This is a genomic window from Bosea vaviloviae (assembly GCF_001741865.1).
Taxonomy (GTDB): domain Bacteria; phylum Pseudomonadota; class Alphaproteobacteria; order Rhizobiales; family Beijerinckiaceae; genus Allobosea; species Allobosea vaviloviae.
Genome location: NZ_CP017147.1, coordinates 5,094,560 through 5,116,929, shown reverse-complemented (window position 1 = coordinate 5,116,929; position 22,370 = coordinate 5,094,560). Strand labels below are relative to the sequence as shown.

General features: G+C 65.4%; 26 protein-coding genes. 14 read left to right on the top strand and 12 right to left on the bottom strand.

Translation table 11 applies throughout. The annotated features are described in order from the left end of the window. Positions 1-240 precede the first annotated feature (240 nt). From BHK69_RS23515 to BHK69_RS23505, 3 genes are all read right to left on the bottom strand, one after another. The gene (locus BHK69_RS23515) at positions 241-897 is read right to left on the bottom strand and encodes an HAD hydrolase-like protein (protein ID WP_244548297.1); all 657 of its coding nucleotides are present in this window, start codon (positions 895-897) and stop codon (positions 241-243) included. A gap of 159 nt (positions 898-1,056) precedes the next feature. Then, a complete protein-coding gene (locus tag BHK69_RS23510) occupies positions 1,057-1,671 on the bottom strand; it encodes a PilZ domain-containing protein (RefSeq protein WP_083269639.1) in 615 nt (204 codons plus the stop codon). A 61-nt stretch (positions 1,672-1,732) separates the two neighbouring features. Further along, the gene (locus BHK69_RS23505) at positions 1,733-2,305 is read right to left on the bottom strand and encodes a PAS domain-containing protein (RefSeq protein WP_069692214.1); all 573 of its coding nucleotides are present in this window, start codon (positions 2,303-2,305) and stop codon (positions 1,733-1,735) included. Between the two features lie 396 nt (positions 2,306-2,701). On the opposite strand from BHK69_RS23505, the gene BHK69_RS23500 reads away from it, so the two are divergent. Together BHK69_RS23500 and BHK69_RS23495 are read left to right on the top strand one after the other, a co-directional pair. After that, positions 2,702-3,523, top strand: coding sequence for a rhomboid family intramembrane serine protease (locus BHK69_RS23500; protein WP_069692213.1), 822 nt, complete (start codon positions 2,702-2,704; stop codon positions 3,521-3,523). A 299-nt stretch (positions 3,524-3,822) separates the two neighbouring features. Continuing rightward, the gene (locus tag BHK69_RS23495) at positions 3,823-4,254 is read left to right on the top strand and encodes a CBS domain-containing protein (protein WP_069692212.1); all 432 of its coding nucleotides are present in this window, start codon (positions 3,823-3,825) and stop codon (positions 4,252-4,254) included. Positions 4,255-4,338: 84 nt separating this feature from the next. On the opposite strand, the gene BHK69_RS23490 is transcribed toward BHK69_RS23495, so the two are convergent. From BHK69_RS23490 to folE, 3 genes are all read right to left on the bottom strand, one after another. Continuing rightward, a complete protein-coding gene (locus BHK69_RS23490) occupies positions 4,339-5,364 on the bottom strand; it encodes a patatin-like phospholipase family protein (RefSeq protein WP_069692211.1) in 1,026 nt (341 codons plus the stop codon). 203 nt (positions 5,365-5,567) lie between these two features. Further along, entirely contained in the window at positions 5,568-6,029 is a 462-nt protein-coding gene (gene hisI, locus BHK69_RS23485) for a phosphoribosyl-AMP cyclohydrolase (protein WP_083269638.1), read from the bottom strand. An 87-nt stretch (positions 6,030-6,116) separates the two neighbouring features. Then, positions 6,117-6,758: a GTP cyclohydrolase I FolE gene (gene folE / locus BHK69_RS23480; RefSeq protein ID WP_069692210.1), complete on the bottom strand. Its 642-nt coding sequence runs from the start codon at positions 6,756-6,758 to the stop codon at positions 6,117-6,119. A gap of 181 nt (positions 6,759-6,939) precedes the next feature. Here folE and BHK69_RS23475 point away from each other — a divergent pair, with 181 nt between their 5' ends. Beyond that, positions 6,940-7,386: an iron-sulfur cluster assembly scaffold protein gene (locus BHK69_RS23475; protein ID WP_069692209.1), complete on the top strand. Its 447-nt coding sequence runs from the start codon at positions 6,940-6,942 to the stop codon at positions 7,384-7,386. Between the two features lie 59 nt (positions 7,387-7,445). Here the strand turns inward: BHK69_RS23475 and BHK69_RS23470 are convergent, their stop codons facing one another. Next, the gene (locus BHK69_RS23470) at positions 7,446-8,177 is read right to left on the bottom strand and encodes a phosphatase PAP2 family protein (RefSeq protein ID WP_069692208.1); all 732 of its coding nucleotides are present in this window, start codon (positions 8,175-8,177) and stop codon (positions 7,446-7,448) included. A 119-nt stretch (positions 8,178-8,296) separates the two neighbouring features. Here BHK69_RS23470 and yidD point away from each other — a divergent pair, with 119 nt between their 5' ends. From yidD to BHK69_RS23440, 6 genes are all read left to right on the top strand, one after another. After that, a complete protein-coding gene (gene yidD / locus BHK69_RS23465; RefSeq protein WP_210185077.1) occupies positions 8,297-8,671 on the top strand; it encodes a membrane protein insertion efficiency factor YidD in 375 nt (124 codons plus the stop codon). A gap of 51 nt (positions 8,672-8,722) precedes the next feature. Continuing rightward, positions 8,723-10,723, top strand: a complete 2,001-nt coding sequence (gene thrS, locus BHK69_RS23460) for a threonine--tRNA ligase (RefSeq protein ID WP_069692207.1) — start codon at positions 8,723-8,725, stop codon at positions 10,721-10,723. 102 nt (positions 10,724-10,825) lie between these two features. Continuing rightward, complete coding sequence (locus tag BHK69_RS23455; protein WP_069692206.1) at positions 10,826-12,106, top strand: DUF2157 domain-containing protein; 1,281 nt, start codon at positions 10,826-10,828, stop codon at positions 12,104-12,106. Continuing rightward, complete coding sequence (locus BHK69_RS23450; protein WP_083269636.1) at positions 12,106-12,726, top strand: GDYXXLXY domain-containing protein; 621 nt, start codon at positions 12,106-12,108, stop codon at positions 12,724-12,726. The genes BHK69_RS23455 and BHK69_RS23450 overlap by 1 nt, the downstream gene beginning before the upstream one ends. A gap of 221 nt (positions 12,727-12,947) precedes the next feature. Then, a complete protein-coding gene (locus BHK69_RS23445; RefSeq protein WP_148663555.1) occupies positions 12,948-14,156 on the top strand; it encodes an OpgC family protein in 1,209 nt (402 codons plus the stop codon). Next, positions 14,078-14,923 carry an SGNH/GDSL hydrolase family protein gene (locus tag BHK69_RS23440; RefSeq protein WP_244548296.1) on the top strand — a complete coding sequence of 282 codons (846 nt, stop codon included), beginning with the start codon at positions 14,078-14,080 and terminating at the stop codon, positions 14,921-14,923. Before BHK69_RS23445 ends, BHK69_RS23440 begins: the two co-directional genes overlap by 79 nt. A gap of 188 nt (positions 14,924-15,111) precedes the next feature. Here the strand turns inward: BHK69_RS23440 and BHK69_RS23435 are convergent, their stop codons facing one another. Further along, positions 15,112-15,966, bottom strand: coding sequence for an RgsD C-terminal domain-containing protein (locus BHK69_RS23435; RefSeq protein ID WP_425285580.1), 855 nt, complete (start codon positions 15,964-15,966; stop codon positions 15,112-15,114). A 183-nt stretch (positions 15,967-16,149) separates the two neighbouring features. Between BHK69_RS23435 and BHK69_RS23430 the strand changes: the two genes are divergently transcribed. The 3 genes from BHK69_RS23430 to BHK69_RS23420 all read left to right on the top strand — a co-directional run bounded on the left by BHK69_RS23430 (position 16,150) and on the right by BHK69_RS23420 (position 17,590). Next, positions 16,150-16,719, top strand: a complete 570-nt coding sequence (locus BHK69_RS23430; protein ID WP_069692202.1) for a nitroreductase family protein — start codon at positions 16,150-16,152, stop codon at positions 16,717-16,719. Between the two features lie 6 nt (positions 16,720-16,725). Continuing rightward, positions 16,726-17,331 (top strand): flavin reductase family protein, encoded by a 606-nt coding sequence (locus BHK69_RS23425; protein WP_069692201.1) that lies wholly within the window; start codon positions 16,726-16,728, stop codon positions 17,329-17,331. 76 nt (positions 17,332-17,407) lie between these two features. Then, positions 17,408-17,590 carry a hypothetical protein gene (locus BHK69_RS23420; RefSeq protein ID WP_069692200.1) on the top strand — a complete coding sequence of 61 codons (183 nt, stop codon included), beginning with the start codon at positions 17,408-17,410 and terminating at the stop codon, positions 17,588-17,590. Between the two features lie 58 nt (positions 17,591-17,648). Here BHK69_RS23420 and BHK69_RS23415 read toward each other — a convergent pair whose 3' ends face one another. The 4 genes from BHK69_RS23415 to BHK69_RS23400 form a co-directional block, all read right to left on the bottom strand. Continuing rightward, the gene (locus BHK69_RS23415) at positions 17,649-18,050 is read right to left on the bottom strand and encodes a type II toxin-antitoxin system VapC family toxin (protein WP_069692199.1); all 402 of its coding nucleotides are present in this window, start codon (positions 18,048-18,050) and stop codon (positions 17,649-17,651) included. Then, positions 18,047-18,313, bottom strand: a complete 267-nt coding sequence (locus BHK69_RS23410; RefSeq protein ID WP_069692198.1) for an AbrB/MazE/SpoVT family DNA-binding domain-containing protein — start codon at positions 18,311-18,313, stop codon at positions 18,047-18,049. The genes BHK69_RS23415 and BHK69_RS23410 overlap by 4 nt, the downstream gene beginning before the upstream one ends. Before the next feature lie 98 nt (positions 18,314-18,411). After that, positions 18,412-19,290 (bottom strand): HpcH/HpaI aldolase/citrate lyase family protein, encoded by an 879-nt coding sequence (locus tag BHK69_RS23405; RefSeq protein WP_069692197.1) that lies wholly within the window; start codon positions 19,288-19,290, stop codon positions 18,412-18,414. Between the two features lie 4 nt (positions 19,291-19,294). Next, positions 19,295-19,792: a MaoC family dehydratase gene (locus BHK69_RS23400; RefSeq protein WP_069692196.1), complete on the bottom strand. Its 498-nt coding sequence runs from the start codon at positions 19,790-19,792 to the stop codon at positions 19,295-19,297. Between the two features lie 152 nt (positions 19,793-19,944). Here BHK69_RS23400 and BHK69_RS23395 point away from each other — a divergent pair, with 152 nt between their 5' ends. Further along, a complete protein-coding gene (locus tag BHK69_RS23395) occupies positions 19,945-21,066 on the top strand; it encodes a hypothetical protein (protein WP_069692195.1) in 1,122 nt (373 codons plus the stop codon). Continuing rightward, the gene (locus BHK69_RS23390) at positions 21,063-22,277 is read left to right on the top strand and encodes a DUF2336 domain-containing protein (RefSeq protein WP_069692194.1); all 1,215 of its coding nucleotides are present in this window, start codon (positions 21,063-21,065) and stop codon (positions 22,275-22,277) included. The genes BHK69_RS23395 and BHK69_RS23390 overlap by 4 nt, the downstream gene beginning before the upstream one ends. Positions 22,278-22,370 lie beyond the last annotated feature (93 nt).

The window sequence follows — 22,370 nt, the reverse complement described above, 5'->3', positions numbered from 1 at the left end:
GGATTTGGATTGAAATGAATACAAGCAAATTTATGTATTTCGCCATTCCGGCCCTGGCATGAAAGTCAGTATAAATCGACGCAAAATGGGAAGGTAAGAAATGTGAGCGCTGGTTTTAGCGTGTATTAACTATGAGATGCCGGCTAACGCATCCAGGTTTGATTAACTTTAGCGAAGTGTGTCGAGGATGCCCCGTTCCGCCATGGCGCTTGCCTGCCGATCGGGAACGGATGTCGCCGATCAGCGCGCTTCAGCGCCCGGAGCGATGCAGAGACCGACGATGATCTCGTCGAGATGCCTGAACAGGGAGGCAGGCCGCTGCGCCTGCAGCGCGTCGGGATTGGTGAAGCCCCAGGCGACGGCGCCGAAGGCCATGCCGGCCTCGCGGGCGGCCTCGGCATCCCTGATCTCATCGCCGATGCAGATGCATTGCCGATGCGGGATGTGGGCCTCCTTCGCCAGCCGCCTGAACTTCGTCGCCTTGCCGAACAAACCCGCCCCGCAGGCATAATGCGCGATCAGGGCCGCGGTCTCGGGTCCCAGCGAGCGCCGGATATTGCGCTCGGAGTTCGAGCTCGCGATGGCCAGGACATAGCCCTCCTGCCTCAGCCTGAGCAGCATGGCATGAATGCCGTCGAAGAGCGGGATCTGCTCGCTGTCGCGGGCGGCGAGGCTGCGGATGTGGCGAGCGATGAAGGGCAGCTTCCAACTCGCCACGCCGAGATGGGCAATGACCTGTCGCGCGCTCTGGCCTCTCAGCGTATCGACCTCATGCTCCGCGACGCGCCGAAAGCGGTAGCGGTCGGCGACGCCGTTCATCACCCCCACGAACCAGGGGTAGGTGTCGGCGAGGGTTCCGTCGAAATCGAAGATGACAAGTCGATAGGCGGTGACCAAGGCGTCGCGGCGTCCCAGTGATACGGGTCACTGCTTTGGTCGTAGTCTGCGCGTCGCGCAAGAGCCGGCTATGCAGTTTGCGGCTGCGGAGTGGCCTCAGATCACGCCGCATTCGGACGGAAACGCCCGAATGCGAAAAAACGGGACCGATTCTAAAAGCTAGAGCTCAAGATTCTCGTCGAGCAGGTCGGCCGAGAGCGGGAAGCGGAATTCGGCGGCAAAACCGCCGTCGAAGCGGCGCACGATCTTGGCGGGCGTCGAGCCGATCTTCACCGGCATGTTCATGGGCAAATCGAGATCGGTCGAGAAGGCCGCGCCCGACAGCGAGATGTCGATGATGCGCACGACATGCTCGATGCCGTCCTCCATCATCAGGATCGAGCGTGGATTGCGCGGCACGATGCGCTCGTGACGGCGATCTTCGGGCAGGCCCAATTCGTCGCGGTTGGCGAGCCAGGTGAGCTGGGCGGTGAATTTCTCGCGTTTGCGGCTGGTCGCGGTGATGGTCATCGCGAAGCCCTCCATCGTGGTGCGCACGGCGACACCCTCGATGCGGCCTAGATGCTCCAGATAGACGATGACGCGATCACCCGGCGCCGCCTTGGCAGGCGCGGCGAGATGCAGGCCTCCGGGCGAGATATCGACCGACTGGCAGGGGTACTCCATGCGGTTGGGCAGCATGTAGCGGCCCAGCAGGACGACCTTCATACGATAGTGTCGCCTGCGCTCGGCGGCACGGGAGACCGTACGGGGCGTTTGCAATGCGCTCAACATCAATGACCAGCCTGATTCCGGCTGACCCTAGTCGCGTTCGGGTTAACGCTTGGTTAGGCTTTCAGAGTCTGCCGCCGGGAAGGACCATCAATTTTGGCGGCCCCGCGCGCATCGGCGGTTCCGGGGTGCGCTGAGACGAAACGGGCGGCCAGAGCATGCGCAGCGAGATCATGCGCATCGCGGCCAATGTGTCGAGGCCGAGCCAGGCCGGCGTGACCGCCGGCGACAGCGCGCCGAGCACGCGCGCATGGGTTCGACCGCGATAGCGCAGGGGCAGCAGCAAAAGTTCGAGATAGACCGGCGCGCCGGTCTTCGTCTCGCCCGAGAGACCGGCGACGGCGCCTGCCGTCTCGTCCATCACGGTCTGGACGAGGCGGCGCATCTCGCCTTGCGATTCGACATCTGGCCACAGCGCGGTGAAGGCGCGACCGCGCAGTTCATTGCCGATGAGGGCGCAGAGCCGCGTCCCCGCCAGCCGGAAAACCGGGCCGATCGGCTCGTTTTCCAGCACGAAGGTATCGGCCAGCGCATGTCGCAGCGCGCCGGGTTCGATCTCGCCACGTTCGGGGGCGGCGCGGTCGCCGCGCAACGCGTCCCAATATTCGTGGACCAGTCGGGTGCTCGTATTCTTCATTGCGCGTCCAATGCTGCCTGTCGTCCCCCTCCGGCACGGCTTGCGTGCCGCGATGGGCCACAAGCGTCAGGAGGAAGGACAATCGGGTCCTCACGGGAATCGAGGACGCAGTCGGCATGCCGTCTTGCCATGCCGGGGGGAGGGCGGCCTGCGCAGGGGTCGGTTAAGGTTAATGAATGGTTAGGATTGTGGATAACTCGTTAGAATGTATCATAAATTTTAGCGGTTCCGCGGGGGCGGAGGGGAAGTGACCCCGGCGCAGGTCTTAACGGCCCGTGCCGGTCGCAGCCTGGAGGAGGGAGAGCCGCAAGGCTCTCCCTTTTTTATGTCTCCGGGCGTTCGCGTTTACGTGCGCAGGCTTGCGTCGGCCCGCGCCATCGGCAAGGGTTGTCCTCAATGTCGGACACATCCTCCGGTCCTGGCGCCCCTTCCGGGCGCGAGCCGATCCTGAACCTTCCCGCTGTCATTATCTGGCTGGTAGCGCTGCTGGCGCTGATCCAGGCCGGGCGCAGCTTGCTGTCCGACTATGACGACTACCTGGTGATGTCCTGGTTCGCCTTCGTGCCGGCGCGATTGACCATCTGGTTCGCGCCCGACCGGCTGGAGGAGGTCCTGAGCGGGCTGGCGCAGTCGCTGCAGGGGCAGGATCTTGCCGACCGGCTCGGCCTCGCCCGACTGCTCCTGGCCGATGGCGGCCCCAGGCTCTGGACGTTGCTCAGCTATGGCCTGCTGCACGGCTCCTGGGTGCATCTGATTTCGAACGTCGTCTGGCTCGCGGCTTTCGGCAGCCCTGTCGCGCGCCGACTCGGAACGGGGCGCTTCCTCAACCTGATGGGCCTGTCGACCATCGGCGGTGCGCTGCTGCACTGGTGGTCGCGCGATCTCGACGTGCTGCCGCTGGTGGGCGCTTCGGCCGGCGTCGCCGGCGCTACCGCTGCGGCCGCGCGCTTCGTCTTTGCGCCTGGCCTGCGCTTTGGTGCGCTCGGAGATGACGCGGTCGTCAAGGCAATTCCCGCCGAGCGCATCGGCCAGATCTGGCGCAATTCGCGGGCGCTCCTGTTCATCGGGATCTGGTTCATCACCAATATCCTGTTCGGTTCCGGGCTCGTGCCGATCTTCGGCGAGGAGACCAGCATCGCCTGGGAGGCCCATATCGGCGGCTTCCTCGTCGGCCTGCTGGTGTTTCCGCTGCTGGACAAGGGCGCGGTCAAAACCTGACGCGGTAGGGCTTTTGATTCTGCATCGGCTTGTCCCGAAAACCGGTACCCACCTTTTTCGCATCCGGCTCTCATCTAAGAGTGAAAGCAGGATCAATGCGAAAAACCGGTTTCCACTTTTTCGCATCCTGCTCTATGGCCAGAGGAGCCTTGCCTGCGCCCCGGTCTTCCCGCACACTTGCGTCATTGCGAAGGACCTGGAACTGCCTCCTTGGCGAGTCGATCCGTCAGCGGCCGGACTCCAGTCCCGCTGAACGCGTGCCGGTCAACGGCGCCACCTGAAAAAGGAGGATCGTTTCGATGAACGTCGCTCAACTTCTCGGTGACAAGGGCCATGATGTGATCTCGGTGCTCCCGCACCGCACATTGGCCGAAGCCGTGCGTACCCTCAGCGAAAAGCGCATCGGCGCGGTGGTGGTAACGGGCGCGGACGGGGCACTCGTCGGCATCCTGTCGGAGCGTGACATCATCCGCGCGCTCGGCGCGAACGGTGCGGCGGCGCTGGAAATGCCGGTCTCGCGGGTGATGACCGCCAAGGTCGTGACCTGCCGGCCGCAGACCAGCATGGACGAACTGATGGAGATGATGACGTCGGGCCGGTTCCGGCATGTCCCGATCGTCGATGACGGCAGGATCGTCGGCATCGTCTCGATCGGCGACGTCGTGAAGCACCGCGTCGCCGAGATCGAGGCGGAGAGCCGGGCGATGCGCGACTATATCGCGATGGCCTGAAGGCTCTCATCAAGGAGTTAGAGCAGGATTAATACGAAAAACCGGTTCCCATTTTTTCGCATCCTGCTCTAGGCCGCGGCCTGCTCAGTCGACGCTGACTGTTCGGCTTGCGACCATGACCTCGATCTCGTCCAGGACCCGCTGGGTGGCCTGGCGACCAAGTTCGAAGGCCTCGTCGGCGCGGTGGAAATCGAACAGCCCGATGCGGCCGAGCTTTGGGCCGATCATCACGTCGGGCGGATCGCCGGCGAGACGCGAGCGCGAGATCCGGTCCTGCGTGATGTTGAAGGCGTCGATCATGACGCCGGCGAGCCCCGGCCGGTCGTTGCTGGGGCGGCCGACCATGCCGCGCACGCGCTTGGCCGCACCGGTGATGCCGCCGAACCAGCGCGATGTCGGCGGCGTATCGAGTTCAGGCTCAGGATCGGGTTCGGCCGCGTGGCTCTGGATGGTGGTGCCGCGCCCGGTGAGATCGCTGTTGAGATTGACGCAGATGACGACGTCGGCGCCCATCGCGCGCGCGGCCGTAACCGGCACCGGGTTGACCAGCGCGCCGTCCATCAGCCAACGCCCGCCGAGCTTCACGGGGTCGAAGACGCCGGGCAGGGCATAGGAGGCGCGCAGCGCCTCGACCAGCGGGCCATGCGTCAGCCAGATCTCGTGGCCGGAGCCGAGTTCGGTCGCGATCGCGAGGAAACGCACCGGCAGCGCCTCGATGCGGGTGTTGGTGAGGTCGCGCTCCAGGAGCCGCTTGAGCCGCCCGCCGGCGATGAGACCGGCTCCGCCGATATGGAAATCCATCAGCCCGACGACACGGCGCTTGGTCAGGCTGATCGCGAAGTCCGACAGCTCCGCGAGCTTGCCGGCGGCGAAGCAGCCGCCGACGACGGCGCCGATCGAGGTTCCCGCGATCACGTCGGGGCGATAGCCGGCTTCCGTCAGCGCCTGAATCACGCCGATATGGGCCCAGCCGCGCGCCGCTCCGCCACCGAGCGCAAGCCCGATCCGAGGCCTGCCGCGTCGTGGCGGTGCCGCGGTGGTCATGTCGTTCATCGTGGCTCCACCTCCGCCTAACCCAAAGGCATGCTTGGCGATGTCATCCCACAACATGAACCCGATCCTCCGCGGATCCCACAACATGGACCCGATCGTCCGCGGGAGAAACAGAGTCGCAGGCGAGGATGAGGGAATCATGAATAGGGCCGGCTGACCCTTGCGGATATCTGCGGCATTTGTCGAAAACATGAAGGCTTGGTGAAAGGATCACCAACGCTGCGGCTGATCCTGCTCTTACTCTTGGATGAGAGACGGATTCAGATGTCAGATGGGATCACTTCGTGAGCCCATCTGACATCTGAATCCGTCTCTAGCGGCCGGAAGCCGGTGTCCCGCTGTGCGTCGCGGCCCAGTGGCTGGCGCCGGTAGAAGCAGGAATGCCGCCCGGTGTGGCAGCAGCCGCCGTCGCCGGCGACGTTCACCTTGAGCCAGATCGCGTCCTGGTCGCAATCGACCCGCATCTCGACGATCGTCTGAATCTGCCCCGAAGTCGCGCCTTTATGCCAGAGTTCCTTGCGCGAGCGCGACCAATACCAGGCCTCGCCTGTCTCGATGCTGCGCTGCAAGGCCTCGGCATTCATATGCGCGACCATCAGCAATTCGCCCGTCACCGCGTCGGTCGTGACGCAAGTGACGAGGCCGTTCGCGTCGAACCGGGGGCTGAGCGCATCGCCCTCCTCGAGGGCTTGCTTGTCCGTGGCGACCGGGAAGAGGCTCATGGGGGCTCCGGAAGGGCAAAGGGCGCGTCGACTTGACGCGCCCTTGTAGGGATGCAGGCAAGCGCTGCCAATCGGCCTTCTGCCGGGCTATAGGCCGGGCGACTTGACCATGGTGAAGAAGCGGACCTGCTCGGCGGGATCCTTGAAGATGCCGGTATATTGCGTCGTCATGGTCGAGGAGCCCTGCTTCTGCACGCCGCGCATCGACATGCACATATGCTCGGCCTCGATCAGCACGGCGACGCCGCGGGGCTTCAGCACCTTGTCGATGACCTGAGCGATCTGCGCTGTCATCGTCTCCTGCGTCTGCAGGCGGCGCGCATAGAGGTCGACGATGCGGGCGAGCTTGGACAGGCCGACCACGCCCTTGGACGGGTAGTAGCCGATATGCGCCTTGCCGACGAAAGGCACCATGTGGTGCTCGCAATGCGAATAAAACGGGATGTCGCGCACCAGGACCATGTCCTTATAGCCCTCGACCTCCTCGAAGACGCGTTCGAGAACCTCATGCGCGTCCTCGTGATAGCCCTTGTAGAATTCCCTATAGGCCTTGGTGACGCGGCGTGGCGTGTCGGTGAGGCCTTCGCGCGAGGGATCGTCACCGGCCCAGAGGATCAGCGTGCGCACCGCTTCCTCGGCCTGTTCCTGCGTCGGCTTCTTGATCAGAAACTTGTCTGCAGAGGGGCTGAGCACCCGCTCGACGGACAAGGACTTAACCACAGGGTTCATGTGGTGCCTCCCGTTTTCGATGACATGTCCCGCGGCTGGGCCGGCCAAAAACCGGTGCACGGGGCTGCGACAAGTTTCACTCCTGTGGCGGGATGCGCTTTCACGCTCTCCCACCCGCTGACGATCCACCCTATATTGGGCGGGTGCGCCGGTCACTCCAGACCCCGGTGGAGACCGAGATATGTTGAGCGACGTCTATAACAAGCGGATTCTCGAACTTGCCGGCAATATTCCGCTGCTGGAAAGGCTGCCGGCTCCCGATGCCTCCGCCAAGGCGCATTCCAAGCTATGCGGCTCGACGGTGACAGTCGATGTCAGCATGGAGGGCGATGTCGTCACAGCCTTCGGGCATGAGGTGAAGGCCTGCGCGCTCGGACAGGCCTCGTCCTCGATCATGGCGCGTCATGTCGTGGGCTCGACGGCCGACGAACTGCGCCACGTCCGCGAGCAGGCGCGGGCCATCCTGAAAGAGAATGCCGAGCCGCCGAACGGGAAATGGAGCGATCTGTCCGTGCTCGTGCCGGTGCGCGACTACAAGGCGCGCCATGCCTCGACCATGCTGACCTTCGATGCGGTGGTGGATGCGATCGGCCAGATCGAAGCGCGGCGGCAGCAGGCGGCCGAATAGGCCTTCTTTTCGGACCGTTTTCTTCAAGCGAACCGGTGCCCGCTTCGCTTGAAATCACTTCAAGTCAGGCCGAACGCCTTTCTGATCTCGGGGCGCGTCTCGTCGAAGCGGTTGCGGAAGGCACGCTCAGCCAGGAGCGCCTTGGCGATGGCGCGTCCGGCCTTGTCGCCGGCGGTGAGATCGGAAGGGTAATGGAAGCCGCAGACGAGGCGGCTCTCGTCATAGCTCTTGACCCGCTCCTCGAATTTCGCGGCGAGCTCGGGCACGGCCTCGGACAGCAATTCGGCATAGAGCGCGGCGGTGGCGGCATGGCCGGAGGGGAAGGAGGTGCCGTCGGGACGGCCGCCGGGGCAGGGCTTGATCCTGACCTTGTTCCAGACGGTGAAGGGTCTTTGCCGGCTGGTCAGGCGGCGGACGCTGAGCAGCACGATGCTGGCCTCGACCTGCGCCTCCTTGAACAGGAGCCGCATCTCGCGATGCGCGGCGTCGACATAGCTGTGGTCGATGCCGTCGAGGAAGCGGTTGAGGGTCTGGTACTGATCGGCGATCGCGGCCTTCTCGCGCTCGGGCGTCCGGGTCGAGGAGATTTGCAATACGCGGTCGAACTCGGCCTTGTTCTCGGGCGAATTCTGGGCCGGTGGCAGGCCGATGATCTTGGCGACGTCGATCTTTCCCGGATCGAGCCAGATCAGATAGGAACGCTGCTGGGCCGCGGCGGGCATGGCGAAGCCAAGCCCCAGGGACAGGCCGAGGCCGGCGATGGCGTAACGAAAGCGCTGAGCGTGATTCATGTGTCGTCGTTTTGAGAAAAGCGGACCAAGTGACGGACTACCGGAAACAGCCGATGGAGCCAAATTGGCACGAGCCTACTGAACAAAGGCTTTCAGCCCGCCGGTCGTCCGCTGCCCGGATGGTCGCGCACCTGCCGCGCAGCGTCGCGCATGGGCTGATCCGGGGCTACCAGCTCAGCCTGTCCTTGCTGGTCGGGCGGCATTGCCGGCACTGGCCAAGCTGTTCGGCCTATACCGACGAGGCGATCCAGCGCCACGGGCTGTGGCGCGGTGGCTGGATCGGCTTTGCCCGGATCTGCCGCTGCAATCCTTACGGCACCAGCGGCATCGATCTCGTCTGCGAGGAATTGCCGCCGGACGCGACGTGGTATAGGCCGTGGTCCTATGGCCGCTGGCGCGGCGTGAACGCGCCCCCTTCCGAAGGTGTGACAGCGGCCTTCGATTCCGACGCGCAACCGGCTGCGGGCGACGGAAGCGGCACCCCGCATCCGTAGCCGGCCTTGACTTACGGGGCTCGTATCCCCGAGTGAGCAGGAAAGCGATCGATGACGATCTCCCTGACATTTCCCGATGGCGCCAAGCGCGAATTTCCTTCCGGCATCACCGGAAAGGCGATCGCCGGGGGCATTTCTCCCTCTCTGCTGAAGCGCACCGTTGCGATGGCGCTCGACGGCGCGGTCGTCGATCTCGGCGACCCGATCGAGAAGGACTCGAAGATCGAGTTCCTGACCCGCGAGGATCCGCGCGCGCTCGAGCTCATCCGTCATGACTGCGCCCACGTTCTGGCGGAGGCCGTGCAGGCCCTCTATCCCGGCACGCAGGTGACGATCGGCCCGGTGATCGAGGGCGGCTTCTTCTACGATTTCGCCCGCAACGAACCCTTCACGCCGGAGGATTTCGAGCCGATCGAGAAGAAGATGCGCGAGATCATCGCGCGCGACGCGCCCTTCACCAGGGAAGAGTGGAGCCGCGACAAGGCCAAGGCCTTCTTCAAGGAGAAGGGCGAGGCCTACAAGGTCGAGCTCGTCGATGCGATTCCGGCTGACCAGACGCTGAAGATGTATGCGCAGGGCGACTGGATCGACCTCTGCCGCGGCCCGCACATGACCTCTGTCGGCAAGGTCGGCAATGCCTTCAAGCTGATGAAGGTGGCTGGCGCCTATTGGCGCGGCGACAGCAACAACGCCATGCTGACGCGCATCTACGGCACGGCCTTTGCCAAGCAGGAGGAGCTCGACGCCCATCTCAGGCAGATCGAGGAGGCGGAGAAGCGCGACCACCGCAAGCTCGGCCGCGAGATGAACCTGTTCCACTTCCAGGAGGAGGGGCCGGGCGTCGTGTTCTGGCACTCCAAGGGCTGGCGGCTGTTCCAGGAAATCCTGACCTATATGCGCCGGCGGCTCGCTGCCGATTATGAGGAGGTCAACGCGCCGCAGATCCTCGACAAGTCGCTCTGGGAGACGTCTGGCCACTGGGGCTGGTACCAGGACAACATGTTCGCGGTGAAATCGGCGAGCGCGTTCGAGAACCCCAACGACCCGACGCGCGACCAGAAGGTCTTCGCGCTGAAGCCGATGAACTGCCCGGGCCATGTCCAGATCTTCAAGCATGGCTTGAAGAGCTATCGCGATCTGCCGATCCGGCTTGCCGAATTCGGGGCGGTGCATCGCTATGAGCCTTCGGGTGCCTTGCATGGGCTGATGCGCGTGCGCGGCTTCACCCAGGACGACGCGCATATCTTCTGCTCGGAAGATCATCTCGCGGCGGAGTGCCTGAAGATCAACGAGTTGATCCTCTCGGTCTATGCCGACTTCGGCTTCACCGACGATCTCGTCATCAAGCTCTCGACGCGACCGGACAAGCGCGTCGGGACGGATGCGATGTGGGACCATGCCGAGGACGTGATGAACCGCGTACTGGTGGAGATCGCGGCGCAGTCCGGCAACCGGATCAAGACCGAGATCAATCCAGGCGAGGGCGCTTTCTACGGGCCGAAATTCGAATATGTCCTGCGCGACGCCATCGGCCGCGACTGGCAATGCGGCACCACGCAGGTCGATTTCAACCTGCCCGAGCGCTTCGGGGCCTTCTATATCGGCTCGGATGGCGAGAAGAAGACGCCGAGCATGGTCCATCGCGCCATTTGCGGCTCGCTGGAGCGCTTCGCCGGTATCCTGATCGAGCATCATGCCGGGCATTTCCCGCTCTGGCTCGCGCCCGAGCAGATCCTGGTCTGCCCGATCACCTCGGAGGCCGACGCCTATGCCGAGCAGGTCACGATCGCCTGCATGAATGCGGGCCTCAGGGCACGCGCCGATCTTCGCAACGAGAAGATCAGCTACAAGGTGCGCGAGCATTCGCTGGCCAAGGTCCCGGTGATCCTGGCCGTCGGCAAGCGCGAGGCGGAGGAGAAGACCGTGACGATCCGCCGACTCGGCAGCCAGGCGCAAAACGTAATGACGCTCGACGCGATGCTGGAGGCGCTGAGCGACGAGGCGACGCCGCCGGACCTGAAGCGGCTCAAGGCTCAGAGGGCGGCCGCCTGATCTGGGCCGCCGCCTTTCAGCCCTCAGGATGAGGGCTGAAAGGCGGGGAGGACGGTTGGCCGGCTCTCGCCAAGGCGAAAGCCGCATGCCAGATTGCCGGCCATGTTGACTGGCTCCTATCGCAAACGACTCGATGCCGACCTGATCCGCTGGGTCGGGGAGGGACTTCTCCCAGCCGACAGCGCGGCCTCCATCCGCCAATCGCTCGCCCGCGAGGGCTTCAAGCTGCCGGCGCTGCTTGGCATGTTCGGCGGGCTCCTGATCGCTTCCAGCGTCGTGGCTTTTGTGGCGGCGAACTGGGAGGAGATGCCGCGGCTGGTGAAGCTCGGCATGATCCTGGTTGGTCTTGCAGCTGCGCTCGGCATCGGGGCAAGGCTGCGGGCTCGAGGCTCGGCGCTGGGCGCCGATGCGGCCTTGACCTGCGGCACGCTGATCTTCGGCGCCGGCATCGCGCTCATCGGCCAGATGTACCACCTCCCGGCCGATTGGCCCGCCGGCGCGTCCCTGGTCGCGATCGGGGCATTGCTCGTCGCGCTGCTGCTGCGCTCCAACGGCGCGCTCATTGTCGCCTTCGTCGCAATGGCGGCGTGGAGCACCGGGCGCTGGGAGGAGAGCCGCGGAGCGCTGCACCTGCCCTTCTTCCTGCTTTACCTGCCGGCGCTCTGGCTTGCGCTTGGCCGCACAAATCGCTTCGTCCACCATGCCGCCGTGCTGGCGCTGGCGCTGTGGTTCGCGCTGCTGCCGGGCGACTGGCTCTATGGCCGCTTCGACTATGGCGTGCTCGCCTATGCGCTTGGTCTCGCGACCGTCTATGTCGTGCTCGGCGCAGTCGCGCTCGATCGCGGCGGGCCGGCGCTGCTGACCTGCTGCCTGCCCTGGGGGCTGCTTGCCTTGATGGCCGTGCTCAGCGTCGAGCTGATCCGCATCCTCGATGCTTCGGAGTCACGTGCCGGCAGCGCGGTTTGGTTGAACTACCTAGCCTATGGCCTTGCCGTTCCGGCGATCGCGGCGCTTCTGGCGCTGGCGCGTGAAAGGCGCTTCGCCCTGCCGCTGGCAACCGCGCTGCTGATCGCGCTGATCGTGCCGTTGGTGTTCTGGAGCGGGCGCGTCGTCGGGCTGCCGGGCAAGGCCGTCGTCGCTGGCCTGATCCTCGTCGCCGCGATCGGCTTCGTGGTCGCCGGCGTCTCGGGCGGGGTCCGGCGGATCATGCTGGCAGGCTCGGCCCTGTTCGGCCTTGCCATCCTGATCCTGCTTGGACAGACCATCGGTACGCTGCTCGACCAGTCCGTATTCTTCCTGGTGGCGGGCGGCCTGCTGCTCGCCCTGGCGGGCGGTGCGCGCAAGCTGTTTGCGCGGCTGAGCCCGCCGGTGGAGGCGCGCTGATGCGTATCGCAAGCGCCGACCGCCTCATTGCCCGTGTGCCGCTACTCTGGCGCGCGCTTCTGGCCATTCTCGCCTTGTGCGGCGTGCTGCTCGCGCTGGTCGAGAGCAGAGCCGGCATCCTGCGCTCGGGAACCGAGGTTCGGTTGCGGACGGTGCCGGTCGATCCACGCGACCTGTTCCGGGGCGATTATGTCGTGCTCGGCTACGAGATCAGCACGCTCGACCCGGCAAAGCTTGGCGGCGAGAGCGACTTCCGGCGCGGCGAGACCGTCCATGTCCGGCTCGCCCCGGGGCCGGACGGTTTTGCGCGCGCTGTCGCCCTCTCCAGGAGCCGCCCGGCAGGTACGGCAACGGAGCCAGTGATCACAGGGCGCGTCGTCGGCATCAATGCTTGCGGCGCCAATGAGAGCGGCGCCATGGACTGCTCGCAGGAGCGGCGCGGTTTGCGCGTCGCCTATGGGCTTGAAAGCTATTTCGTGCCGCAAGGCTCAGGCCTGGCGATCGAACGCACCGAGCGTCAGCGCATCGAGGTCGTGGCGGCGGTGTCGCCCTCCGGCGAAGCCGCAATCAAGCGCCTGCTGATCGACGGCAAGCTCGTTCACGCCGAGCCACCCTACTGAGACTGCGCGCCTCGCTCGTGACGAGCGCTCGTCATCCTCGGCGCTGATCCTACGCAACTCTGTTGCTGGCCACACCGCTGACACGCGGTTGTGATCTCGTGTTTGGTGACCCGTGATCGCTTCGCCTTTATATGAACACGAGATGAACAACATGAGCAGGTAGCGTTCATGTTGCTGCGGGGGAGCCAACTTCCGCTGTGGATTGCTTGGAGGAACGCCAAGTGTCGCAAGCGTTAATGTTCGGGCGCTTTCTGGCTTTTGGGCGGCACGCCGCGGCGGCGGGCCCGCAGCCCGGCCGCGATGCGCGCATCGACATCATCCGCGGCCTGGCGCTGCTGGTCATCTTCATTAACCACATGCCTGGCAATGTTCTCGCGGGCTACACGCCGCATAATTTCGGCTTCTCGGACGCGGCCGACGCCTTCGTGCTGTTGGCGGGCGTCTCGGCAGCCCTGGCCTATGGGTCCTTGATCGACCGGCATGGGCTGGCATTCGGCATCCGCAGGATCGCCTTGCGGCTGCGGACGCTCTACGTCGCTCATATCGCAGTTTTCCTGATCGTCTGCGGCGTCGTCGCGGCGGCAGTCACGCGCACGCAGAACCCGCTCTATATCGAGGCGATCAACATCCAGCCCTTCTTCAGCGACACGCCGACGGCCCTGCTCCACGCGCTGACGCTGCAATACCAGCCGAATTATCTCGATATCCTGCCGCTCTATGTCGCGCTTCTGGCGTTGTTCCCGCTGATCTATCTCGGCGTCCGCCTCAGCCCGGCCCTGACGCTCATTCTCTCGGCGGCTCTCTGGCAGGGCGCAGTCTTCCTTGAGCTGAACCTGCCCAATACGGGCTCCGCCGGCTGGTTCTTCAATCCCTTCGCCTGGCAGTTCCTCTTCACGATGGGCGTGGTGATCGGCCGGAGCCGGCAGCTCGGCCTTGTCGCCCCGCGTCTGAGGCCGCTCGATATCGCGGCGGCGGGCTATCTCGCCTTCGCCGTGATCGTCAAAACCGCTTCGGGCAACCCGTTCGGCATTGCCGCGATGAATGACTGGATCGACACCGTGCAGCTTGGGATGGACAAGACCAATCTCGGCTGGGAGCGCGTGCTCCATGTCGCGGCGCTGGCCTGGCTGGTGATCCGCTTCGTGCCGGCTGGCTCCGCCATGCTGAACTCGCTTGGCGCGCGCCTTCTTACAGGCATCGGCCGGCATTCTCTCGAGGTCTTCTGCGTCGGCATCGTGCTCGCGATCATCGGCCAGGTCATCCTGGCGGAAACCGCCTTCGCTTTGGGCGTTCAGTTGCTCGTTTGCGCTATCGGCGTTATGATATTGATCGGGTTAGGGGTTTTCCTCTCTTGGCATCATTCGGCATCGTCTCGCAATGCGCCCGCCAAACCGTCCCTCACGCTCGGCGCGTCGGGGCCGCAACGCTGATCGCGTTGCTGTTCGCCGGTCCAGTCCTCGCCGGGCCGATGCCGGCGGGTGCGATCACCGATTTACGCTGCCGCTACGGCGCGGCGCTGCAGCCGTTCCTGCCGGTGCTGCCGGCGGCCAGGAAGGTGCTGCAGGAGACCGGCTCGGTGACGATCGTCGCGCTCGGCTCGTCGGCGACGGCGGGGTCCGGCGCCAGCGCTACCGACAAGAGCTATCCCGCAGTGCTGGAAGCGGAGCTGAAGCGGCGCCTTCCCAATGCCGAGGTCAAGGTCATCAACAAGGGCGTCGGCGGCCAGTCGGCCTACGACATGCTGTTGCGCATGGATGCCGATGTGATCGAGGAGAAGCCCTCGATCGTCATCTGGCAGACGGTGGTCAACGACGTGGTCCGCGATGTCGGCGAGGAGAAGCTCGCCAAGATCCTGCGCAAGGGCATCAGGAAGGTCCACGAAGCCGGCATCGACATGGTCGTGATGGACCTGCAATGGTTGCCGCGTGAGGACCGCTATCCGAAATATGAGGGCTACCGCGCCGTCCTGACCAAGACCGCGCAGGAACACGCGGTCTCGATCTTCCCGCGCTATGCAATGATGCGCAACTGGGCGAGGTCGAAGCAGTTCTCCTCGGAGGAACTGGTCGGCATGGACGGCCTGCATATGGTCGATTCCAGCTATCGCTGCCTGGCGATCCGCATGGCCGACGGCCTCGTCAGCGGATTGACCGGGGAGAAGTCGGACTTCACGGACAAGCCCCGCTCGACCAATTGAGCCTGGCTCGACTTCAGAGCATTGCGCGGAAAAGTGGGTACCGGTTTTTCGCATTCGGACGTTGCCGTCCGAATGCGACGTGATCTTAGAGCATTTCCGCGTTTCTCCGAATCGCTGAAATGCTCTACCTCCTTGTTTTATCGCGTTTTCTTCACGCGAACCGGTGTCGACTTCGCTCGAAAACGCTTCTAGCGCGACAGCACTTCGATATCGCGGTCGAGACCCGTCTCCACCTTGAAGTCGCGCGAATGGACCTGGCCTTCCTGCCTGGCGATCAGCACATAATCGCCTTCCGCCAGGACAACTTGTGGAAAGGCGCCGATCGCCTCGCGGATGACGTCGCCGCCGGGCGTCAGCACACTGAAGGCGGTGCCGGCGAAAGCCTCGCCGCCGGGCGATGCGACCAGCTTCAGCGTCACGCGCGCGGCGCGGTGATGCAAGGTGGCGTCCGTGACCTTGCCCGACTCGACCTTCACGTCGGCGCGCTGGATCGCGTTCGAATCGCCATAGGTCGAAACGACGTGATAGGTGCCCTCCGGCAAGCGGATGAGCTCGCCGGCTTTGGCATTGGAGACGACGAGACGCCCTTCCGAATTGCCCTGGAGCGGGACGAAGACCGAGAAGTTGAGCTGGTTGGCGGCAATCGGATTGTCGCCGATCGAGCCCGCCAGCGACAAGCCGCCGGCACTGATCGAGATCTGGTCGCGCAGGCCTTGAAGGCCGAGCGTGATGCGCTTGGTGCCGCTGGCGAAGCCATAGGCGGCGTGCAGCAGGTAGGTGCCGGGCTCAAGCATGAAGACGGGCTGGGCATCGGTCGAGCGCGCGACGATGCGCGGCGGCGAACCGTCGGCGGTCTCGCTCAGGACGCGCCAGACCAAGCCGGAGCGGATCGGTTTGCGGTCGCCGGAGAATTGCGCGCCGAGCGTCAGCGAAGCAGGGGCCGTGGCGACGCCGACACCGGTATCGCCTGGCGCGAACGGAGCGATCTGCGGCGATTGGGCGAATACAGGATTCGAGGATAGGGCCAGCGCCAGAACGAGCATGCGCCCGGCCAGCCGCGCCCCTCTCTGGAACCCCTCGAATTGAAACATGCTCATGGCCCTCGGCACCCCTGCATGCGTGTCTGAGCAGGTTTGCTTGTCCTCATCATGGCGAACCACTAGTTCAGGAGACCTCGCGCTGCCGGCTCTCCGTGCCGGCAGCCTCAACTCGCGCCCGGATGCTTCATGACCGATACGCTCGCCCTGCTCAAGCTGCGCCGCTCGGTGCCACCGCAATTCCTGACTGCGCCCGGGCCCGATGAGAGCCAGCTTGGCGATATCCTGACCATCGGCACGCGCGTGCCCGACCATGGCAAACTCGCTCCGTGGCGCTTCATCGTCTTTTCCGGCGCGGGGCGCGACAAGGCGGCCGAGATCGTGGCGCAGGCCTTCAAGGCGAAAAATCCAGAGGCCGATGCCGATAAGGTCGCCTTCGAGCGCAACCGCCTGCTGCAGGCGCCGGTGATCGTCGCCGTCGTCTCCACCGCCAGGCCGCATGTGAAGATCCCGGAATGGGAGCAGGAACTCTCGGCCGGCGCTGTCTGCATGAACATGCTGGTCGCTGCCCATGCGATGGGGTTCGGTGCATCCTGGCTGACCAACTGGTTCTCGTTCGATCGCGCCGTGCTGACCGCGCTCGGGCTCGGCACCGACGAGCGCATCGCCGGCTTCATCCATATCGGCACGCCGACCGCCGCGCCGGCCGATCGCGAGCGGCCGGTACTCGCCGACATCGTCAGCCATTACGGAGCATGACGCGTCATGATCTATTCGACCGCGTTGCAGGATCACGGGCTGCCGCATGATCCGTTCAAGGCGATCGTCACGCCGCGCCCGATCGGCTGGATCACGACGCTGAACGCCAAGGGCGAGGTCAACCTCTCGCCCTACAGCTTCTTCAACGCGGTCTCGTCGCGGCCGCACATCGTGATGTTCGGCTCGGAAGACAAGAAGGACGCCGTCTCCTTCGTCGAGGAGACCGGCGAATTCACCTGTTCGCTCGTCACCAAGGCGTTGGCACAGCAGATGAACCTGACCTCGGCGCCGCTGCCGGCGGGCCAGAGCGAATACGCCTATGCCGGGCTGGAGATGGCCGCTTCCACATTCGTCAAACCGCCGCGCGTGGCGGGCAGCCCGGCGGCGCTGGAATGCAAGCTGCTTTCGGTGCAGCAGCTCGTCGATCTCGATGGCAAGCTGGTCCCACGCTGGATGGTGCTGGGGCAGGTCGTCGGCATCTTCATGGACGACGCCTATGTTCGCGGCGGCCGCTTCGACACTGCAGCCGCCAACCCGATCGCGCGTTGCGGCTATGCCGATTATGCTGAGGTCGACCACCTGTTCTCGATCATCCGCCCGACTGGCGGCTAGAGTATTGCGCGAAAAAGGCAGGTACCGGTTTTTCGCGGGAGCAATGCTCTCAATTTTTAGGATCTAAGGAGGGGCCTTGCCGCAGCCGAGCGAACCGGACGACGACTGGAAAACCACGGTGAACCTGCTCGGGATCATCGTCATCCTGCTCGTGCTCGGCGCCGGAGTCTGGCTGATCTTCGAGCTCGACCGGGCGCGCAAGGCGCAGGATTGCCTGTCCTCGACGATGCGGGCCTGCCGGCGCATCGAGACGCAGTGAGCGGAAGCGGTTTCGGAATAAGCTGAATCATTGGAATCGCCTGCGGCGATTTATTCGATCAGTTTGAGAGCGGGCGGGCGGCTTCTCCTTGCGCCTGCATCCGCTTTACGGCCTTCTTGCCGAAGGAGACGAAGCTGTCGGCGCCGAGCCAACGTCCTTCATAGGCGATAACGCCATCAGCAAAGTCGCCGCCGGCCATCAACTGGCCCAAGCCGGCTTCCGCTGCTGGGCGGTTCACAATGACATTCGCGCTATCCAGCAGGCGCCTGATCGCCTCGGCGATATCGGCGGCCGGAATCTTGTAGCCTTGCGACAGCACCCAGATCAATTCGCACAGGGCCGGTAGTGCCAGCGCCACCAATTCCGCCTGCGCCAGCTCCCGCTGGGCGATCCTGCTTTGCAGCGCATCGTCGCCGGTCAGCGCCCGGACAAGAACGTTGGTATCGGCTGTGATCTTCATCTCTTGCCGGCCCAGCTTTTGCCGGCCCGGCCCTGCGCGGCAATCTCGCTCATCTCCTCGATCGACAGCGAAGGACCATTCTCCCGCTTCAGAAGATCGAAGACATCCGAGATTGCACCGGCGGGCCTGGCGGCCTGTACGGAGACCCGGCCATCGGGCAGCTTGTCCACGGTGAGCTTGTCGCCAGGATGCACGCCGAGATGCTGAAGCAGGTCCTTGCGCGAGGTGACCTGGCCTTTGGCGGTGACAGTGAGCGTGGCCATCGTGTGCTCTCGCATTGGTGGCCGCAATGTCAGGCTGAACTGCCTTACCGGCAAGGCGCTGCGCGTGACGCCGCCTTCCGTACCGCGAGGTTCCCGTGTCAGGCGGTGAGCCTGTCGGCGCGCGCCTTCAATCGCTGCGCCCTGACGAGATGGGGTCGATCGAGCATTTCGCCGTCGAGCCCGATCACGCCGAGGCCGGGATTGGCGGCGAACAGCGCGATGATCGCCTCCGCTTTGGCGAGTTCGGCGGGGGCGGGCGAGAAGACCTCGTTGGCGGCGGCGACCTGCGCCGGGTGGATCGCCATCTTGCCGGTGAAACCGTCGCGCCGTGCCGCGAGGCACTCGGCGCGGAAGCCGGCATCGTCGCGGAAATTGGTGAAGACGGTGTCGATCGCGTCGACCTGCGCGGCGGCGGCTGCGAACAAGGTGAGCGAACGGGCGAGGCGATAGGGGTCGGCATAGGAGCCGTCGCTCAGGCGATTGGCTTCGGCGCCGAGATCGGCCGAGAGATCCTCCGCCCCCCAGGTCAGGCCGTTGAGGCGGTGGCTCGCACCGGCATAGCTGCCCAGGCCGAAGATACCCTTGCCGGTCTCGGTGGCGATCGGGATGATCTTGGTCGCGCCGTCGGGCAGGTCGTTCTCGGCCTCGCGCACCGCGATGCGGGCGGCGAGATGGCCGACATCGATGCCGCCCTCGGATTTGGGCAGCATGATCGCGTCGGGCGCGCCTTGCATCACGACGTCGAGATCGGCCTGGGTCAGCCCGGTCGACAGCGCGTTGACCCGCACGATCAGGCGCGGGCGCCTGGGCAGGGCGCGGGCGGCTTTCAGGAAGGCCAGCGCGATCTCGCGGGCCTGCGGTTTGGCGTCGAGCGCGACGGAATCCTCGAGATCGAGGATCAGCGCGTCGGCGCCGCTCTCCAGACCCTTCTGCTGCTTCTTGGGGCTGTCGCCCGGCACGAACAGGAGCGAGCGCATCAGCTCAGACCGCGATCGTGGCGGGCGCGGGCCGCCGGCGCATGAAGGCCTGGCGGCGGCATTGCGCGACCAGCGTGCCGTCCTGCTTGTAGGCCTTGTGCTGGAACTCGACGATGCCGGCATCGGGCCGCGAGCGCGACTCGCGCTTGGCCATGATCTCGGTGGTGCAATTGATGGTGTCGCCCTCGAAAAGCGGGGCGGGGAAGGTCACGTCGGTCATGCCGAGATTACCGATCGTGGTGCCGACCGTGGTGTCGTTGACCGAGATGCCGATCATCAGCCCGAGCGTGAAGAGCGAGTTCATCAGCGGCTTGCCCCATTCGGTCTCGGTCGCGCAGAAATGTGCATCGATATGAAGCGGTTGCGGGTTCAACGTCATGTTGGAGAACAGCATGTTGTCCATCTGCGTCACGGTCCGGGTCAGGCCGTGCTCGATGACCGAGCCGACATGGAAGTCCTCGAAATAGATCCCGCCGCGCTTGTGACGTTTGACCTCGGTCATCGACGCTTCTCCACGAGCTCGAATCGTGCCGGTGAGCCGGCTCCGCGATTCCTCACTTTAACGGTTCGCTTACCATAATCAGTCCAGTCTCCACAGGCGCTCGTCGATATCGCGAGGGCACCTTGGCGGCAGGCTCGCGCCCGAGATACCCAATGTTCCTGTTCAGCACGCCGCAGACCAGCGAAGCTCCAGCCGCCAACCCGGTCGTCAACGCCATTCGCGAGGGCGCGCGGAAGACCGGTGCAGGCTTCGACTACCTCCTCAAGACGGCCCAGCGCGAATCGTCGCTGGAGCCCGACGCCAAGGCCAAGACCTCGAGCGCGACCGGGCTGTTCCAGTTCATCGAGCAGACCTGGTTGTCCATAGTCAAGCAAGAGGGGCCAAAGCAGGGGCTCTCGGGCTATGCCAGTGCGATCAGCGAAGGCAGCGACGGCCGCCTGACGGTGGCGGACCCCGCAGCGCGCGAAAAGATCCTGCAGCTCCGCAACGACCCGCAGGTCGCCGCCGTGATGGCCGGCGCGTTGACGCAGAAGAACAGCGACCAACTCGCTTCGGTGCTCGGCCGGCAGCCGCAGGCCGGGGAGCTCTATATCGCCCATGTGCTCGGCGCACGCGGGGCGTCCGACCTGATCAAGGCCGCCGCCAGCGACCCGACGCGCACCGCTGCCAAGGATTTTCCCGATGCCGCCGCGGCCAATCGCGGCCTGTTCTATGACAAGACCGGGCGGGCACGCTCGGTGCAGGAGCTTTATGGCGTGCTCTCGGCGAGCCATGCCAGCACGCAGCTTGCGGCCTCGACGGCCGTTGCCGCTGCTGCCTCCGGCACTGCGGCCGGTGCTGCGGGGCAGGGCGTTGACCAGCCCGCGCCGATCGCCGCAGCGCTCGCGCCCGGGCGCGCGAAGGGACTGATCGGGCTGTTCTCCACGGAAGGCTCGCGCGAGCCGGTCTCGAAAGCCGTCGCGAATCTCTGGACCACGCCCAGGATGGACGCCACGACACGCCTGGCTTCGCTCGATCCGGCTGATCGTTATTTCCCGCGCCAGACCCAGACGCAGAGCGATACCGCGTCTGCTCCGGCGGCCGCGGCACAGGCTACGACCAATGCACTGTCCGCGCCGGTGCGAGCGGTCAATGCGCCCTTGCCGCCGTCGCGACCTGTCGAGCTGACACAGCCGGCGAGCGCCCAGGCCAAGCCCGTTTCCAAGCCTGTTTCCAAGCAAAGGCGCGCGCCGCTCGACCTGTCCTCCTTCATGCTTCCGCGGGCGCGCTCGTGATCGTCCGTCGCTTCCTGCTCTGGGCCCGCACGGCCAATGCCGAGGCGCGGGCCTCCGGCGCAGCGGCACTGGCTGGCGCCTATCTGCGCTCGGGCATGGCCGATGAGGACCGGCGCGAGGCGGAGACGGCGCTGATTTCGCTGGTGGACGATCCTTCGCCGCTGGTGCGGCGCGCCATCGCCGAGGAGATGGCGGCCTCGGCGCTGGCGCCGCGCACGCTGGTGCTGAGCCTGATCGCCGAACAGAGCGATGTCGCGGCCTTGGTGCTCGCCCATTCGCCGGTGCTGACGGAGGCCGATCTCGTCGACGCCGCAGCGGTCGGCGACGACCTGGCCCAGCGCGCCATTGCGCTCAGGCCCCATCTCACGGCCTCGGTCGCTGCCGCTCTCGCCGAGGTGGGCGGAGACGAGGCGCTGGTGACGCTTGCCGGAAATCCGACGGCCGACATTCCCGATTTCTCGCTGGAACGCATGGTCGAGCGCGCTGGTACCTGCGGGCCGTTGCGCGAGGCGCTACTCGCCCGCGACGACCTGCCGGGAGGCCTCAGGCAGATGATCGCGACGATGGTGTCCAACACGTTGATGAGCTTCGTGACCGATTGCGGCTGGCTGACGCCTGAGCGCAGCGCGCGGTTGACCCGCGAGGCGACAGAGCGCGTTGCGGTTGCGCTCGCTGCGGGCGGCGAAGCCAGCGATGCGCCGGCGATCGTCGAGGTGCTGCGCACTGACGGCAGGTTGACGCCAGGCCTGATGCTGCGCTCGCTCCTGAGCGGCGAGCCGGCGCTGGCCGAGGCCGCTTTCGTCATGCTTTCGGAGTTGCCGCAGCCGCGTGTGGCGGCATTGCTGCGCGACCGGCGTGGCACGGGCCTCAAGGCGCTCTATCGCAAGGCCGGCTTGCCGCGCGCGCTGCAGCCCGCCTTCACCGCCGCGATCACCGCACTGAACCTGCGTGGCTTCGATGCGGGCGGCAATGGGCGCGGTGTCGACCGGACAATCCTGCGCGAGGTGCTGATTGCCTGCGAGACGCTTGACGGCCCCGACAACGACGCGCTGATGGGGCTGCTGCGGCGGATGGATTCCGAAGCGGCGCGCGAGGAAGCCCGCACCATGGCCGACGCGCTTGCCGACGATGCAGCGTTGGCGCTGTTCGTCGAGGCGGATCCCGCGCTGCTGGTCGAACTCGAAATCGGCGATCTGCGCCACGCGGCGTGAGAGCTTCGCGCGGGCTCTCGAGCGAGCTTGTGAAGCCTTCTGTGCGTGAGGGCGGCCTCTGACCCTGCCCTAACTGGCGTGTCCACTTCGCTC

Coding starts and splice junctions, on each gene's coding strand:
- BHK69_RS23510 (WP_083269639.1), bottom strand. CDS start 1,671: ATGTTGAGCGCATTGCAAACGCCCCGTACGGTCTCCCGTGCCGCCGAG.
- BHK69_RS23505 (WP_069692214.1), bottom strand. CDS start 2,305: ATGAAGAATACGAGCACCCGACTGGTCCACGAATATTGGGACGCGTTG.
- BHK69_RS23500 (WP_069692213.1), top strand. CDS start 2,702: ATGTCGGACACATCCTCCGGTCCTGGCGCCCCTTCCGGGCGCGAGCCG.
- BHK69_RS23495 (WP_069692212.1), top strand. CDS start 3,823: ATGAACGTCGCTCAACTTCTCGGTGACAAGGGCCATGATGTGATCTCG.
- BHK69_RS23490 (WP_069692211.1), bottom strand. CDS start 5,364: ATGTTGTGGGATGACATCGCCAAGCATGCCTTTGGGTTAGGCGGAGGT.
- hisI (WP_083269638.1), bottom strand. CDS start 6,029: ATGAGCCTCTTCCCGGTCGCCACGGACAAGCAAGCCCTCGAGGAGGGC.
- folE (WP_069692210.1), bottom strand. CDS start 6,758: ATGAACCCTGTGGTTAAGTCCTTGTCCGTCGAGCGGGTGCTCAGCCCC.
- BHK69_RS23475 (WP_069692209.1), top strand. CDS start 6,940: ATGTTGAGCGACGTCTATAACAAGCGGATTCTCGAACTTGCCGGCAAT.
- BHK69_RS23470 (WP_069692208.1), bottom strand. CDS start 8,177: ATGAATCACGCTCAGCGCTTTCGTTACGCCATCGCCGGCCTCGGCCTG.
- yidD (WP_210185077.1), top strand. CDS start 8,297: ATGGTCGCGCACCTGCCGCGCAGCGTCGCGCATGGGCTGATCCGGGGC.
- thrS (WP_069692207.1), top strand. CDS start 8,723: ATGACGATCTCCCTGACATTTCCCGATGGCGCCAAGCGCGAATTTCCT.
- BHK69_RS23455 (WP_069692206.1), top strand. CDS start 10,826: ATGTTGACTGGCTCCTATCGCAAACGACTCGATGCCGACCTGATCCGC.
- BHK69_RS23450 (WP_083269636.1), top strand. CDS start 12,106: ATGCGTATCGCAAGCGCCGACCGCCTCATTGCCCGTGTGCCGCTACTC.
- BHK69_RS23435 (WP_425285580.1), bottom strand. CDS start 15,966: ATGCTCGTTCTGGCGCTGGCCCTATCCTCGAATCCTGTATTCGCCCAA.
- BHK69_RS23430 (WP_069692202.1), top strand. CDS start 16,150: ATGACCGATACGCTCGCCCTGCTCAAGCTGCGCCGCTCGGTGCCACCG.
- BHK69_RS23425 (WP_069692201.1), top strand. CDS start 16,726: ATGATCTATTCGACCGCGTTGCAGGATCACGGGCTGCCGCATGATCCG.
- BHK69_RS23415 (WP_069692199.1), bottom strand. CDS start 18,050: ATGAAGATCACAGCCGATACCAACGTTCTTGTCCGGGCGCTGACCGGC.
- BHK69_RS23410 (WP_069692198.1), bottom strand. CDS start 18,313: ATGGCCACGCTCACTGTCACCGCCAAAGGCCAGGTCACCTCGCGCAAG.
- BHK69_RS23405 (WP_069692197.1), bottom strand. CDS start 19,290: ATGCGCTCGCTCCTGTTCGTGCCGGGCGACAGCCCCAAGAAGCAGCAG.
- BHK69_RS23400 (WP_069692196.1), bottom strand. CDS start 19,792: ATGACCGAGGTCAAACGTCACAAGCGCGGCGGGATCTATTTCGAGGAC.
- BHK69_RS23395 (WP_069692195.1), top strand. CDS start 19,945: ATGTTCCTGTTCAGCACGCCGCAGACCAGCGAAGCTCCAGCCGCCAAC.